Below are 15,219 nucleotides of genomic sequence, written 5' to 3'. Positions count from 1 at the left end.
GCTTGAATAGCTGATTGTAATCAGTAAATAGATGTTAAGTGTAGGTTAATTTTAAAATAAAAATGAAAAAAAGTGATTGATAATCAATTAATAAGATTACATTTGTACTTTAATATAATATTTTTTACAATGAAAGAAGGAACAGTAAAGTTCTTCAATGAATCTAAAGGTTTTGGATTTATTACAGAGTCAGGATCAAACACAGAACATTTTGTACACGTATCAGGTTTAATCGATGAGATTAGAGAAGGTGATACTGTTGAGTTTGAACTTAAAGAAGGAAAAAAAGGATTAAACGCAGTTAGCGTTAGAGTATTATAATATACCTCACAATTTATTTTTCTTAAGAGCCTGTTTAACAGGCTCTTTTTTATTTTGATAAAAAATATTTTTAGGTGTTATTTGAAAAATATTTTATAATTTTGCGCCCACTTATTACGAGATAATAAGATTTATTAATAACCAAGGTCGCGAACCTTAAAAATTAAAATTATGCCTGTAAAAATTAGATTACAAAGACACGGTAAAAAAGGAAAACCATTTTATTGGGTAGTAGCTGCTGATTCAAGAGCTAAAAGAGACGGTCGTTTCTTAGAAAAAATCGGAACTTACAATCCAAATACTAATCCTGCAACTATCGACTTAGATGTTGACGGAGCTGTAAAGTGGTTACAAAATGGTGCTCAACCAACTGATACTGCTAGAGCTATTTTATCTTATAAAGGAGCTTTATTAAAGAATCACTTAGCTGGTGGAGTAAAGAAAGGTGCTTTAACTGAAGAGCAAGCAGAAGCTAAATTTACTGCTTGGTTAGAAGAAAAAGCGGCTAAAGTTGCTGGTAAAACAGAAGGTTTAGCAAAAGCTGAAGCTGACGCTAAAGCAAAAGCTTTAGAAGCTGAAAAAGCTGTAAATGAAGCACGTATAGCTGCTGCAACTCCTGCTGTAGAGGATAGCGAGGATGCTGCTGCTGAATCAGGTGCTGATAGCGAAGAATAAAAACTGTACTACGATGATGCAAAAAGAAGATTGCTTTTATCTTGGCAAAATCGTTAAAAAACATAGTTTTAAGGGTGAGGTAGTTATTAAGTTAGATACTGATGAACCCGATCTTTACGAAAATTTGGAATCAGTTTTTGTCGATTTAGGCAATAATCTGATTCCTTTTTTTATTGAAAAGTCTTCCCTGAGTAAAGGAACTATGTTTAGAGTGAAATTTGAGGATGTTGATACTGAAGCAGATGCCGAGGCTATTTTACGTTCTGAAGTTTACCTGCCATTAGATATGCTTCCTAAACTTTCTGGAGATAAGTTTTATTATCATGAAGTGATAGGTTTTAAGGTAATTGATACTGTTTTTGGAGAAGTAGGAAATATAGTGAGTATTAATGATTCTTCAGCGCAACCTTTATTTGAAATTGATAGAGATGGAAAAGAGATTTTCATTCCTATGATTGATGACTTTATTAAGAAAGTAGATAGAGATGCTAAAACTATTGAAGTTAAAACACCAGAAGGGTTAATTGATTTGTATTTGAGTTAAAAAACATACTCAAATACACAATCTTCCCCGTCTTCAAAAACTTGTTGCATCCCAATAAACTCAAAACCTAGGTTTTTTAATAGTTTTTGAGATTTTTCATTTTTTGGCATCGTCAAAGCTAATACTTTGTCTTGTTTGAATTTAGTACGGACGTATTCAATAATTAGTTTTGTAGCCTCTGTTGCATATCCTTTACCTCTTCCTTCTGGTAGAAATGCGTACCCAATATCAATAAAATCTAACTTGTCTCTTTGCAATGCTGTAGAGGCTCCAATGGGTTTGTTGGTTTCTTTTGAAATAACCGTGAAAAAACCAAGTCCATTTAATTTAGAGTTTTTAAACAAAGTATCCTTTAGGTAGATACGGGTTTCTTCAATAGATTTTAAATTTTTATCTCCTATAAATTGAATCCAATCAGGATCATTAAATAGTTGAAAATAAAAAGGTGCATCGCTCACTAGAGCTTCCTTAATAATTAGTCGTTCGCTTTCTAATAACATAGCCTAAATATATAATTAAAAATGTACTTTTGCGAAGCAAAAAAAGAATAAAATGAGTTTATTACAAGAATTACAAGATAGAAGCGGAAATCAATGTGAATTATGCGGATCAAAAAGCGATTTGTCAATTTATGAAGTACCACCAATTTCAACAGGAGGAGTTGATGGGAGTTTGTTGGCTTGTAGTACTTGTATTGAGCAAATTGAAAACTCAGAAGCTACAGACGCTAATCACTGGCGTTGTTTAAATGATAGTATGTGGAGTGAGTTTAGAGCAGTGAAAGTTGTGGCTTGGAGAATGTTACACCGTGTTAAAAAAGACGGATGGTCACAAGACTTATTGGATATGATGTATTTAGAGGATGAGGAATTACGTTTTGCAGAAGCTACAGGTGAACATTTAGATGAAAGTGAAAAAATAATTCACAGAGATGTGAATGGAGCTATTTTACAAGCAGGAGATAATGTTGTGTTGATTAAAGATTTAAAAGTAAAAGGTTCTAGCATGGTAGCAAAGCAAGGAACTGCTGTACGTAGAATTTCGTTAGATCCTGAAAATGCTAAATATATTGAAGGTAAAGTGGGAGCACAAACTATTGTGATTATTACCGATTATGTAAAAAAAATGGCTGAAAAGGAGTAGTTTTCAGTTTAAAGAAGTAGAGTAACAAAGTCTCAAAGTTCATCTTACTTTGAAACTTTGTTACTAATTATTTCTCAGTATTATAATATACTTTATAATACTTCATTTTCTTGTCTTCATCGTATCCTTGTTCTAAATATTCAGCAGAAGCATCAGGAGCATCAACATCAATTTTAATTTGAATATTGGTGTCTAATTTAATTTCAGTTTTAAACTTACTTTTTTCTTTCTTTAAAACAACATCAGATACTTCAAAATTATTACGAATTAGTACATCGTTTAATTTTTCAAAGTGCTGCTTGTAATCCTCAAAAAGGTCTTTATGCTTGTCTTCTTCAAAAATTTCATCTTTGAAGCCATGATAATCTACACTTTCATGTTCTTTAAAATAATCAACAGTATTGGCTAAGAAATTACTTTGTTCTTGTTTTCCAAATTCAGGTTTTATAACCTCTTCAGAAAACTCCTTGCACATTTCTAAGTAATTCTGAGTGTGTAAGTTGCGATCATCAGCATATTTTACACTTAAGAAGTTTTTAATCCAGTATTGCGCATCGTATTGGTTGTTATCTACCGATAAAACTACAGTTCCTTCTGCATCAGTAGAGTTTAAAATTAAACATCCCTTATCCAATCTTTTTGTTGAAATTCCTTTTTGAACTACTACATCAAAACTATCGTCATCTAAATAGGTTTGAAAGAAGTCTACCTTACTTTCAATTTTAAAAACACCAACGGCTTCAGTTAAAACATCTTTGTATTCAATACCTTCAAAATAAGCTACAATTACATCCCCCGTTTTAATATTGGCAGAGTTTGATTGTTCGTATAGGTGATTAACAATATTTTTAGAATGTTCAATAAAAACTTCGTTGCTATCATCTTCAAAAATATCAGAAGTATATTTATTGATTTCGTTTAGACGAACATCAGCATGATGACTAAAGCGGTAACTCTGAGTAACTGAACCGAAAGGCTTCAGTAAAAAAGGGAGTAACAATTCGTAACTTTCTTCATCAAAACGCACTAGACTTTCAGAAAAGGCATTCTGCCCGCTATTATATTTGTTAGCTACTTTGTGAATAATACATTTGTTAATTTCGGTACGAGTTCTTTTAATCATCTTCTAAAAAAATTGGAAGACAAAAATAGAAAAATTAAAGTTTCAATTTTAATTGTTCTGGCAACAATTTAAATGATTTTCGGTGATAGGGAGTTGCTCCAAATTGACGAATAGCTTCGCGATGTTCTTTTGTAGGGTATCCTTTATTTTTCTGCCAGTTATACTGCGGGAATTCTTGATGAATTTTCTCCATATACTCATCACGATAGGTTTTGGCAAGTACAGAAGCAGCTGCGATACTCATAAATTTAGCGTCGCCTTTTACAATGGTTTTATGTGGAGTTTCTTGATAGGGTTTGAACTTGTTTCCGTCAACAATAATAAACTCAGGATGTACATTTAATTGTTCTATTGAACGATGCATTCCAGTAATAGATGCTTGTAAAACGTTTAGCTCATCAACCTCTTCTTGATGTATAAAAGAAACTCCAAAAGCTAGTGCATGTTTTTCAATATAAGGTCGAAGTTTTTGTCGTTTTTTTTCAGAAAGTTGCTTGGAGTCGTTTAGCAATTCATGCTGAAAATCATCAGATAAAATTACAGCTGCTGCAACTACAGGTCCTGATAAACAGCCTCTACCAGCCTCATCTGTTCCTGCTTCTAATTTATGCCCGCTATAGTTTAATTGCAACATGCTACAAATTAACAGTTTTCAAAGAAATTAATCGCGATTTTTGTCGTTAAATTATTTTACTTTTGTTGTTATGAAGAAAAATTTCTTAGTATTTTTTTGTTTGATAAGTGTTCAGATAATTTTTGCCCAAATAAGAACAGTTGACGGAGGTTTTGGAAAAATTCCAGGAAGAGATACAGATTCATTGCCCGATAATGAGATTAATGTAAAACTTAGTGGAAAAACTAAGTACACTGATTATAAAATTATATCACATAAAAATGATACTACCATTGTAGATACTACATTAACAATTCAAAAAGAGTATAAGTTCAATTTCTTAAGAAAGGATAATTTTGAATTATTGGCTTTTCATAATCAAGGACAAACTTTTAACAATTTAGGGTACGATTTTACTAATATTTCTAAGTTTCCTAATATAGGTTTTAGAGCAAAAATGTTCAATTATTTTGAAATTGAAGATGTGAATTATTATCATGTGCCCACCCCTACAACAGAAATAATGTATCGTACAGGGTTAGAGCAAGGTCAGGTATTGGATGCGCTTTTTACAACAAATTTTTCTAAACGATTTAACGTTTCGATAGCTTATAAAGGACTTCGTTCTTTAGGGGCTTACAGGCGTTCTTTAGCAAGTACGGGTAATTTTAGGGTTAGTTTTAGTTACGAGACTCCTAAAGGACAATACGGGATTAGAGGGCATGCTGTAAATCAAGATTTTTTTAATCAAGAAAGTGGAGGACTAACCGAAACTTCTTTAGATGCATTTTTAGCAGATGATCCTAATTTTAGCGGAAACAGAGGTAGAATGGATGTGAATTTGGGTAATGCTGAAAGTACTTTAGATGCTAAGAGATTATACTTTGAACATACTTTTAAATTACTTTCTTCAAAAGATAGTGTGAGTCAAAAAGACTTTTCTAATTTAAAACTTGGGCATTCATTTACTAGAGATTCTAAGTTTTATCGATTTACTCAAGGTACAGCATCAGATATGTTTGGTGATGCAAATATTTCGAGTAACATTAATAATAAAACTATTTATTTACTATATAATAATCAGTTTTTTTTAGATTTTAATTCAAAATATGTACTAGGAAAATTTCGTGTAAAAACAGAATTATCAAATTATACATATGGATATGAAAACTTACAGAATAATACAGTTGGAATTACAAAGAATAAGCTGAAGGGAGATGCAATTTCGTTTGGAGCTGATTGGAATGGAAGAATTGGAAATTTCCATGTAAATGCTTCTGGAAGTCTTACACCAGGAAGTGGTCGATTGTCAGGGAATTATCTTTCAGGAGAAGCTTTCTATAAAAAAGATAGTGTACTTACTGTGAAAGGGAGGTTAGGAATAAGTAACAAATTACCTAATTTTAATTTTTTATTACATCAAAGTAGTTACGATGATTTTAATTGGGAAAATAATTTTTCTCAAATAGGGACACGTACATTGGGAGGGGTTATTGAGTCTAAATGGGGAAATGCTTCGTTGGATATCACTAATATTAGTAATTACACGTATTTTGATGAAAATGGTCAACCGAAACAGTTTTCAGGAGATGTAAACTATTTAAAGGCAAAGGCATCTAAAGAATTTACCTTTGGAAAGTTTGCTTTAGATAACACTTTAATGTATCAAAAAGTAGCAAGTGGAAATAGTGTTTTTAGGGTTCCAGAATTTGTTACTCGTAATACACTTTACTATACAGATGAATGGTTCAAAGGAAAACCTTTGTTGGTACAAATAGGAGCTACATTTAAGTACTTTTCAAAATATAAAGCGAATTCATATAATCCGTTGTTAGCTGAATTCACCTTGCAAAATGATACAGAAATAGGATATCCTACAGTAGATTTGTTTTTCAATGCTAGGGTTCGTAGAACTAGAATTTATTTTAAAGCAGATAACATAAGTTCTTTTGTGTTAAAAAAGAATTATTTTTCGGCTCCGAATTACCCGTATAGAGATTTCGTAATTCGTTTTGGAGTAGTGTGGAACTGGTTTATATAAAATGAAAGAAAAGCTGCGAAAAAATTGGAAGTTGTTTTTAATAGCAAGTTTAACCTTAGGTTTAGCACCTTTTAGACCACCACATATTTTTGGAAAGTTACAATGGATAGCAGGAGGGAATGCCTTTTCAGGAGAGCACGCTATGCAGTCTATGGATTGGTTTGATGTTTTTTTGCATGGAACTCCTTGGGTACTTTTAATAGTATCAACTTTATTACATGTTTTCAGGAAAATAGAGCTCCATTTCAGATAAAAAACGTCCTTTAATACTGCTCTCTCGTTTCCCAATTATTTCAAAACCATGTTTTAAATAAAAAGCATCCGAGTTTGGGTCTGATAAAACATTTAATACAGCACAAGAACCGCCTATACAAGATTTTTTTACATGTTCTAGTAGTTTAGAACCAATTCCTTGGTTTATAAATTTAGGGGAGACAAATAAAAAATCTAAAAAACTTGTTCTAATATTAGCTCGATATAAAACATAAAAGCCAGCTGTAGTATCGTTAACTTGAAATTTGTAAATATTACAGTTGGTAAACATTTTAGGGGAGACTGTTAAGTCGTTTTTCCACTCTTCCATTTGTTCTTTGGAATATCCCCAATATGCTTTTGAACTTATGGCAATTTCAGTTAATAAGTTAGCGTCTTGTATTTGAGCTTTTACAATCATAAAAAAAGAACCTCACGAAAGGTGAGGTTTATAAACGTTATTATTTAGAAGCTAGTTGTTTTATTTTAATTCTGAATGCAGCAAATAGTAATGTTGTAAAAGGGCTTAGCCAATTAAACATGGCATAAAAAGCATAATCTATAACAGGAACACCTAAAACACCAGAATGATAAGCTCCGCAAGTATTCCAAGGAATTAAAACAGAGGTAACAGTACCAGAATCTTCTAAAGTTCTACTTAAGTTTTCAGGAGCCAACCCTTTATCTTTATAAGCTTGTGCGTACATTTTTCCAGGTACAACAATTGCTAAATATTGATCAGAAGCGGTGAAATTTAAACCTATACATGTACCAACAGTACTGGCAAATAATCCGAATACTGAATCAAATAAGCTTAACATAAAACTACTAATTTTAGCTAAGGCTCCAATAGCATCCATGACCCCACCAAAAACCATTGCTAATAAAATTAACCATACGGTTCCAAGCATTTTTTTCATACCACCGGCAGTAAATAAATCTTTTAACACTTCATTATCAGTAGTTACAGAGGTTTCTACGGTTATAGCTTGCATTATTCCTCTGTAGGCAGATTCAAAATCTAGCTTTTCAACTCCAGAAATTTGAGAAACAACATGAGGTTGAAAAATCAAAGCAAAAGCACCACCCAATATGGTTCCAGCTAAAAGAGCGATTAAAGGAGGTGTCTTCTTAATAATTAGAACTAAAACTAATACAGGTACAAGAAATAACCATGGGGTTATATTGAAAGCTTTGTTAATGTCGCTAAGCATTTGTTGAGTATTCGCGTCACCAGTTGTAGTTTGGGTAAATCCTAAAATAACAAAAAAGATAATAGTTACTATAAATGTAGGTACAGTAGTATAAGTCATATATCTTATATGTGTAAACAAATCTGTTCCAGCCATGGCTGGAGCCAAGTTTGTAGTGTCTGACATTGGAGACATCTTGTCGCCAAAATAAGCACCAGATAAAACTGCACCAGCAGTCATACCTAAAGAAATACCTAAAGCTTCACCAATACCAATTAAAGCTATACCTACTGTTGCAGAAGTTGTCCAAGAACTTCCAGTGGCAACAGATATAACTGCACATATTATTAAACAAGCTACTAAAAAGATAGTCGGGTTTAAAATTTGAAGCCCGTAATAAATCATTGAAGGTATAATACCGCTTACAAGCCATGTTCCTGCAAGCGCACCTACCATTAACAAAATTAAAATAGCACCTGCTGTTGATTTTATGTTTTCAGCAACTTCTTCAATCATTCTTTCGTAGGAAACTTTATTTTTAAAACCTACAATAGCCGCAACAGCTCCACCTAATAATAAAATAAATTGATTACTTCCACTTAAAGCATCGTCTCCAAATACATATACATTATATGCAAGCATACCTATTAAAGCGAAAACAGGAATCAAAGCTTCCCAAATACTCAACTCTTTATTTTGAATTATTTTTTGATTTTCTATTTCAATTTTAGATAGGTTTTTGTCGTCTTGCATGTATGGTATTTTTTTCGGCTTGTAATGTTACGATTTTGTGAAGAATTACACAAATGTAATTAGTTGATAATCTAGTTACTGTTATAGCATTTCAAGTATAATGGGTTTGAGTCCGCTAAAGAAGAACTCAACTGCGATAACCATAACTATAAGCCCCATTAATCTCATCATTACATTTATACCGGTTTGACCAAGTATTTTAATGATTTTGGAGGAGCTGTATAAGATTAAATAGGTTACTATAATTACCAAAAAAGCAGCAATGATTAATACTAATTTCATTTCAATAGAGTTAGCGTCTTCCATCATTACAATAGCATTGGTTAAGGCACCTGGACCACAAATCATTGGTATGGCTAATGGAGTAACAGAAATGTCATTAACATACGTTTTAACTTCAGAGCTACTTAGTTTTACTTTCCCTAATCTTGCTTGAAGCATGTCCATTCCCATTAAAAAGAAAATCACTCCACCAACGACTCTAAAACTATTTACAGAAATTCCAAAGAAACTAAATAACAACTGACCTGAAAAGGCAAAGATTAAGATGGTTATAAAACTAACGATAGAAGCTTTTTTGGCTGTTTGATTTCTACTTTTCTTGTCCAAGTCAGCAGTCATCGTCATAAAAATAGGCATAGTGCCTAAAGGGTTAATAAGTGTGAAAAATGAGGTGAAAGACAAAATGCCAAAAGAAATTATTTCATTCATAGCTTATAGTTTATAACACGTTTACTTCTTTCATGCAAGTTTTCATCATTTGATAGGTGCGTTCTATATCATTATCTAATCCAATAGAAAAACGAATTAATCCATCGGTAAGTCCCATTTCTTTTTGTTCTTCTAAAGGAATTTCTGATGACGTTGAAGTCCCTGGAGCTGAAAATAAAGTTTTGTAAAAACCTAAACTTACAGCTAAGTACCCTAGATTTTCATCCTGCATTAATTCCATTAAAGCATTGGCTTTGTCTAGAGATCCAGCATCAATAGTTAGCATTCCTCCAAAACCATATTCTTCATTCATCATTGATTTAAACACCTTATGAGAAGGGTGTGATGGTAATCCTGGGTATACAGTTTTTAATCCGTCAGCTTCAAACTTTTCAGCTAAATAACTCGCATTTTTACTGTGTTGCTTTACTCGTATATGTAAAGTTCTCATGTTTTTCAGGATTGAAGAAGCGCGTAAAGAGTCCATAGAAGCTCCTAATAACATACTTGCCCCATCAATTACACTTTTTTGAGAATTGATAAAATCTGCAGTTCCACAAATAACTCCTCCCATAGTGTCAGAAGAACCATTGATGAATTTTGTTAAACTGTGAATAACAATATTGGCACCCAATTGAGCTGGAGAAATTGATAGAGGAGAAAATGTATTGTCAACTACCAACTGTAAATCATGCTTTTTAGCTAATACTGAAAGAGCTTTAATATCTGCGACCTCTAATAACGGATTGCTTACAGTTTCGCAGTAAATCATTTTAGTATTTTTGTTAATGGCAGCTTCTACTCTGTCTAACTTTGTAATGTTTACAAATGAAGTTTCAATTCCTATTCTTGGAGTAAAGTTTTTAAGAAAGGCATAAGTTCCTCCGTAAATAGTTCTACTTGAAACGATATGATCTCCAGCCCCACATATTTGTAAAATAGTAGGAGTAATGGCTCCCATACCAGTAGCTGAAACATTAGCAGTTTCAGTACCTTCCATAGCAGCTAAAGCTTCAGATAGGTATAAGTTTGAAGGAGATGAGTGGCGAGAGTATAAATAACAACCATCTGTATTCCCTTCAAAAGTATCAAACATAGTCTTTGCTGATAAAAAAGTATAGGTAGAAGAATCTGAAATAGAAGGGTTAACTCCTCCAAATTCTCCAAAGTACTGTAGATCTTGTATGTTGTTTGCAGGTTTAAATTTCATATCGATTAAAGTTAATTATTAGTAGACTACTAAGTTCTGTTTTAGTTGTTTAAAAATCAATACAAAGCGGTTTTTGTAGAAAATCACACTAATTTTATGTTTGTATTTAGTTTTTTATTAGTTTGTGTTTAGGTAAGTTGTAATAAAAATAGATTTTTTTTCATATGAAGTTAGATAAGATAGATAAGAAGTTATTAGGGTTGCTTCAAACAGATAGTAAACAAACAACAAAACAATTGTCATTACAATTGGGGTTGTCTGTTACGGCAGTTTACGAGCGAATAAAGAAATTAGAAAAAGAAAAGGTTATCACACAATACGTGGCGGTGGTTGATAAAGATAAAATAGAAAAGTCGTTTTTAGTTTTTTGCCATGTTCAGTTAGAGAAGCATAATAAAGATCATATAGCGATTTTTGAAAAAGAAGTTAATAGATTAGAGGAGGTAACCGAATGTTTCCATGTAAGTGGAGATTACGATTATATTTTAAAGGTCTATGTAAAGGACATGGATGCCTACCGAGATTTTATAGTAAATAAGCTCACAGCATTAAAATATGTTGGTAATACCCGAAGTGTTTTTACAATTAGTGAAGTTAAAAATTCTATAGCGATTGCGCTATAAATAAAAAAGCGAGTAATTAAATTACTCGCTTTTTACTTATATAAAGAAGTCTTAAGATTTTGTCATTTTTTTTGCTAATACAATTCTTTCAGTTTGTTTTTCAACTAATTGATTGTAAAAGCTTTTTACAATTGCATAATATTGAGGAGCTATTATATTAGAGTTAAACTGCACTGTCGAAGAGAGCTTTATTTTATTATTTTGTATCAGAACTTTGTATATGAAAACACCTAAGTTATCAGGTAATCCAATAGCGATGTCTTCAGGATAAGACTCTATTGTATACCCTTCAGGTATAGTAATAGAAATAGAAAATTGATCTTGCCATGGCATACTAAAATCTATGGGAAAGTTTCTTTCTTTAGATTTAAAAGGATTTTCTTTGGTAGCAAGGAAAAATAAAGGAGAAAAATATAGTTTTTCATTTATTTGCTCTACAAAATCTTCACTGGTAAATTTTATTGTTTGTGTTAAAGATTTATTGACATCTTTAGCATTAAAAACTTTAAAGTTTTCTATTTCAATGTTGTGGGTTTCTTCTGTGTTTGTAATGACATCTTCTTCTTTTTTTATATTATTTTTTTGACGATAAAACATTGCAGAATGACCAGATAGGGTTTTTCTTAACATTCCATTTATTTCTCCCAAGTTGTCAATTTTAACATGTAGAATATTATTTTCTTTCGAGTGAGAAGAAGGGTGTAGGTTAACCTTTTCTGAATATCCTTTCTCAAAAACTTCTCTTCCATACCAATTCAGACTTCTATAAGGGAGTATGTTTACTGAAGAGAATTTTTCAGTAGCGTCAAGTAATACATAATTTTCATTGGTAAGGTTTACTTTTGAAATGACATAATTAAAGCCGTCTAGTGTTGGGAATAGAGGAATACCATTGTTTTTTGTACTTATTAAAACAGGATTTGCTTTTAGACCTGAATATCTTAATATAGAAGTAAGTATTAGATTTATATCAGCAGAATTTCCAACTCCTTCTTTATATGCCTTCTTTACGCCTTTGTCGGTATATTTTCCGTAATATCCATTCCATTTTACCTTGGATTTAACGTACTCTAATATAATTGCTATCTTCTCTAAGTCATTTTTAGCAGGGCTTAATAAATCTTTTATGTCTTTTTCATAATAGTTTGTTCTGTTTAATTCAGTTCCAAAACTAGATGACTTGTATATGGTTTTACATACATCTTCCCACGTTGTAGCGTAATTTTTATATGTTGAGTTAGGAAAGCGAGTTCCCGAAAGTTCAAATTCTATACCACCTCTATAGTTGTTGATATTACCAGAGTATGGTTCATTATTTTTAATAGGAGGGATATTTTTTTGGTTAAAAATATAGGTGAACACTTTATAGTCTACATTATTATTATATCCAAAATTAACTTTGCCTCTTTTTGAAGATTCTTTCAAAGGAATACTGAAAAAACCTTTAGAAGTTTTGTTAAATGTAAAGTATTCAGGGATTTCAACTTTGTAGTTTAGGCTTTTAACGGGAATTCCATATTGAAAATTAAGAGTTTTAATATTCCAGAAAGGAGAGATAAGAGTATATTTTATATCAATTACACTCCCTTCTTTAACATTTGGAAATGTGATTTTTTTTTGACTCCTATACTTGTTTAGTTGTTCGTCAAAAATATCTTTTCTAGACGTTTTTTGTTTAACTATTTCATTATTTTCTAAGTTGAAAGTATATGCTTTAAGTGAGTTTATGCTTTCTTCATCACCATGTTCAGGTTTATAGTATTTTATTTTTTTTGTAGCATAATTAAACCCTTCTTTTGAGTAAATTTTTATTCTTTCATGGTAATCAGTAACTACTTGAAACCCTTTGTTTGTATCATATTGAAAATAAGTCCTTCTTTTTTTTAAAAGGTATGCAGCATCATTGGTAGAATCTAATGGGTGAAACTTTTCTTGAAGTTCTTCTTTAGAAACTTTTCCGAATTTAATTTCTTGGGCATTTGAGTGAATCGTTATAATTAACGTGAAAATAGATAGTATTTTTTTCATAGCTTTTATTGTTTAATTAATTCTATTCTTAAGTTATCGTGTTTGACAACTGTTTTTCTAAATTTACTGTAGGCTTTATAATCTTCTTTTGGGTATATTCCTTTTAAAAGAGAAAACTCTCTTTTATATTTGAAAGTAGTATCATCTATCTTTTCAAAACTAAGGCTATAAATTCCAAATTTATTAGCTATTTTTTTTTCTTCAGGTAGACTTGTAAGTGTGTAACCTTGGGGGAGCGAAAAGGTAAACTCATCTTTATCTGTAAAACCTCTTTCAATCTCTAAAGGACGTTGTCTGTTTCTATATCTTTTAGGTATTCCTGTAATTCGGTTAAAAATATTAAGTTTAAATAAATAACTACTATCTCTCAGAGTTGCAAACTTTTCAATTTTAATATCAATGTTCTCAGTGAATTCAACTTTTTCCTTATTATTTATATGTTGAATATTTTTAACCTCTAAATTGTTATTGTAATCCCAAACATTGGATTTGTAATATTTATTAAGTTCTTTTTGAGTATAATTTTCAATATGATACTTGTCGTTGTATTGAGTTCCATATGATTTTCTCTCAAAATGTGCGGAAATATTTCCGTTAGACAGCAACTTAACATTAGCTTTAGTTAGTTGTAAGTTGTCTTTGTTAACATAAGCGGGGGTTCTTTTAATTACTCCACCTTCAGGAGTAATTACCAATACATTTCTATCATCTGTAAAATCTCCTAAAAAACCAAAAGGGATAGTTTGGCTAGTACATTCTAACCAAATATCATTTCCATTATTTGGAATATTTAGAATAACATGGTTACCTTGCATAGAAGAAAAATCTTTAGAAACATTTTTCTTAGCATTACCAGCCCAAACAATTGAGTAGTGTGATTTCACACCAACAGCATCTAAAAGGGCTTTAGTGTAATTGGTTAATCCTTTACAATCTCCATAACCTACCTCATCTACTTTGTTTGCAGCAATAGGCTCCCAACCACCGATGTCTACTTGTACGCTAATATATCTTGTTTTGTTTTGCACATATTCGTAAATGACTTTAGCCTTATCAGCAGAATTATTAATGCCTTTAACCAATTGTTTAACCTTTGAGATAGTAGAAGGAGATAATTGATTTCTGCCATTAATAAGTTCGTTATACATCCATTTTCCAAACTCTTTCCAGTTTTTAGCATTACCCTTAATTCCTTTTAGACTAAATGAATCAAGTGAGATAGACATATTAGGAACAAGCTCTTCAAAATTTAAGGTATAGTATTCTGGTCTAATAGCTAATTGATTCGTTAAAGAATAGTTTAAATTATTATCAGTAGAAGAGTTTTTAATAGAAAAAGCGTCGAAGTTTTTTTCTCTTTTTCTAAATGGAATATTTTGAGGATTATTTAATATATAAATACTTTTTTCAATCGCTAAATTGTAATTTTCAATTGGAAACCACTTAGGAATAAACCCTGTTGACGAGTTTTTATATTCAGATTCAAAAACAACAGTGTAAGGATATGAAGTTGGTGTGTGTTCTAAAAACTTAACTCTAGAGTCAGAATATAAAGTCCCACCGTCAATAGCACTCACATCTTGAAAATCACTTTTAGAATATTTTTTAATTTTATTTCCTAACGCATCATAAATAATAGCTGATAACTTAGTTATCTTGGTATCATTGTTATAGTGTTTGTACGCGCTAATGTGTTTTTTGCCTAGCTTATTAAGAACAGTAACTATTCTTTGTTGCTTAACAACAAGGTGGTCCATAGATTCTACATCTATTATTGTTTTGTTTAGTCTAATTATAGCATTTGCACTTTCTTTTAGCTCCTTTGGAATAGAAATAGAGGAAAGATTTTGCTTCTCTTGAGAAAAGATATTGCTACATAGCATAAACACTATTAAAAAAATAGTGAGTGTGTTGATTTTCATGCAATTAATTTATTTTGTTTTCGTAGGGAACGAAAATATAAAAATAAATATAATTGTAAAAATTACA

The 15,219-nt window shown here is 31.3% G+C and carries 16 protein-coding genes; 7 read left to right on the top strand and 9 right to left on the bottom strand.

What is annotated here, in order from left to right:
• Nucleotides 1-129: 129 nt before the first annotated feature.
• The 3 genes from D6200_RS08990 (at nucleotide 130) to rimM (ending at nucleotide 1,540) form a co-directional block, all read left to right on the top strand.
• The gene (locus D6200_RS08990; RefSeq protein ID WP_028891302.1) at nucleotides 130-321 is read left to right on the top strand and encodes a cold-shock protein; all 192 of its coding nucleotides are present in this window, start codon (nucleotides 130-132) and stop codon (nucleotides 319-321) included.
• A 171-nt stretch (nucleotides 322-492) separates the two neighbouring features.
• Nucleotides 493-996: a 30S ribosomal protein S16 gene (locus D6200_RS08985; protein ID WP_047790292.1), complete on the top strand. Its 504-nt coding sequence runs from the start codon at nucleotides 493-495 to the stop codon at nucleotides 994-996.
• A 16-nt stretch (nucleotides 997-1,012) separates the two neighbouring features.
• Nucleotides 1,013-1,540, top strand: a complete 528-nt coding sequence (gene rimM, locus D6200_RS08980; protein WP_047790348.1) for a ribosome maturation factor RimM — start codon at nucleotides 1,013-1,015, stop codon at nucleotides 1,538-1,540.
• On the opposite strand, the gene D6200_RS08975 is transcribed toward rimM, so the two are convergent.
• Complete coding sequence (locus tag D6200_RS08975; protein ID WP_073182593.1) at nucleotides 1,537-2,040, bottom strand: GNAT family N-acetyltransferase; 504 nt, start codon at nucleotides 2,038-2,040, stop codon at nucleotides 1,537-1,539. The genes rimM and D6200_RS08975 overlap by 4 nt on opposite strands.
• A gap of 52 nt (nucleotides 2,041-2,092) precedes the next feature.
• Here D6200_RS08975 and D6200_RS08970 point away from each other — a divergent pair, with 52 nt between their 5' ends.
• Nucleotides 2,093-2,683, top strand: coding sequence for a PhnA domain-containing protein (locus tag D6200_RS08970; RefSeq protein WP_047790290.1), 591 nt, complete (start codon nucleotides 2,093-2,095; stop codon nucleotides 2,681-2,683).
• Nucleotides 2,684-2,750: 67 nt separating this feature from the next.
• Here the strand turns inward: D6200_RS08970 and D6200_RS08965 are convergent, their stop codons facing one another.
• Nucleotides 2,751-3,806, bottom strand: a complete 1,056-nt coding sequence (locus D6200_RS08965) for a nucleoid-associated protein (RefSeq protein ID WP_047790288.1) — start codon at nucleotides 3,804-3,806, stop codon at nucleotides 2,751-2,753.
• A 34-nt stretch (nucleotides 3,807-3,840) separates the two neighbouring features.
• Nucleotides 3,841-4,440, bottom strand: a complete 600-nt coding sequence (locus tag D6200_RS08960) for a ribonuclease HII (RefSeq protein ID WP_073182594.1) — start codon at nucleotides 4,438-4,440, stop codon at nucleotides 3,841-3,843.
• Between the two features lie 70 nt (nucleotides 4,441-4,510).
• Here D6200_RS08960 and D6200_RS08955 point away from each other — a divergent pair, with 70 nt between their 5' ends.
• Nucleotides 4,511-6,460, top strand: coding sequence for a putative porin (locus D6200_RS08955; RefSeq protein ID WP_073182595.1), 1,950 nt, complete (start codon nucleotides 4,511-4,513; stop codon nucleotides 6,458-6,460).
• Nucleotide 6,461: 1 nt separating this feature from the next.
• Nucleotides 6,462-6,713: a hypothetical protein gene (locus D6200_RS08950; RefSeq protein ID WP_073182596.1), complete on the top strand. Its 252-nt coding sequence runs from the start codon at nucleotides 6,462-6,464 to the stop codon at nucleotides 6,711-6,713.
• Here the strand turns inward: D6200_RS08950 and D6200_RS08945 are convergent.
• The 4 genes from D6200_RS08945 to D6200_RS08930 all read right to left on the bottom strand — a co-directional run bounded on the left by D6200_RS08945 (nucleotide 6,675) and on the right by D6200_RS08930 (nucleotide 10,579).
• A complete protein-coding gene (locus D6200_RS08945) occupies nucleotides 6,675-7,133 on the bottom strand; it encodes a GNAT family N-acetyltransferase (protein WP_047790284.1) in 459 nt (152 codons plus the stop codon). The genes D6200_RS08950 and D6200_RS08945 overlap by 39 nt on opposite strands.
• A 40-nt stretch (nucleotides 7,134-7,173) precedes the next feature.
• On the bottom strand, nucleotides 7,174-8,658 hold the full coding sequence (gene nhaC, locus D6200_RS08940) for a Na+/H+ antiporter NhaC (RefSeq protein WP_047790283.1): 1,485 nt from the start codon (nucleotides 8,656-8,658) through the stop codon (nucleotides 7,174-7,176).
• 81 nt (nucleotides 8,659-8,739) lie between these two features.
• Nucleotides 8,740-9,369: a MarC family protein gene (locus D6200_RS08935; RefSeq protein ID WP_073182597.1), complete on the bottom strand. Its 630-nt coding sequence runs from the start codon at nucleotides 9,367-9,369 to the stop codon at nucleotides 8,740-8,742.
• 10 nt (nucleotides 9,370-9,379) lie between these two features.
• The gene (locus D6200_RS08930; RefSeq protein WP_073182598.1) at nucleotides 9,380-10,579 is read right to left on the bottom strand and encodes an aminotransferase class I/II-fold pyridoxal phosphate-dependent enzyme; all 1,200 of its coding nucleotides are present in this window, start codon (nucleotides 10,577-10,579) and stop codon (nucleotides 9,380-9,382) included.
• A 164-nt stretch (nucleotides 10,580-10,743) separates the two neighbouring features.
• On the opposite strand from D6200_RS08930, the gene D6200_RS08925 reads away from it, so the two are divergent.
• Nucleotides 10,744-11,202, top strand: coding sequence for an Lrp/AsnC family transcriptional regulator (locus D6200_RS08925; protein ID WP_073182599.1), 459 nt, complete (start codon nucleotides 10,744-10,746; stop codon nucleotides 11,200-11,202).
• Between the two features lie 51 nt (nucleotides 11,203-11,253).
• On the opposite strand, the gene D6200_RS08920 is transcribed toward D6200_RS08925, so the two are convergent.
• Both D6200_RS08920 and D6200_RS08915 read right to left on the bottom strand, forming a co-directional pair.
• Nucleotides 11,254-13,230 (bottom strand): DUF3857 domain-containing protein, encoded by a 1,977-nt coding sequence (locus D6200_RS08920; RefSeq protein ID WP_073182600.1) that lies wholly within the window; start codon nucleotides 13,228-13,230, stop codon nucleotides 11,254-11,256.
• Nucleotides 13,231-13,235: 5 nt separating this feature from the next.
• The gene (locus D6200_RS08915; protein ID WP_073182601.1) at nucleotides 13,236-15,152 is read right to left on the bottom strand and encodes a DUF3857 domain-containing protein; all 1,917 of its coding nucleotides are present in this window, start codon (nucleotides 15,150-15,152) and stop codon (nucleotides 13,236-13,238) included.
• Nucleotides 15,153-15,219: the final 67 nt, after the last annotated feature.

It is taken from the genome of Tenacibaculum mesophilum (assembly GCF_003867075.1).
GTDB classification, from domain to species: Bacteria; Bacteroidota; Bacteroidia; order Flavobacteriales; family Flavobacteriaceae; genus Polaribacter; species Polaribacter mesophilus.
Note: the sequence above shows the minus strand (reverse complement) of the source record. Positions and strands in the feature narration are given on the sequence as shown.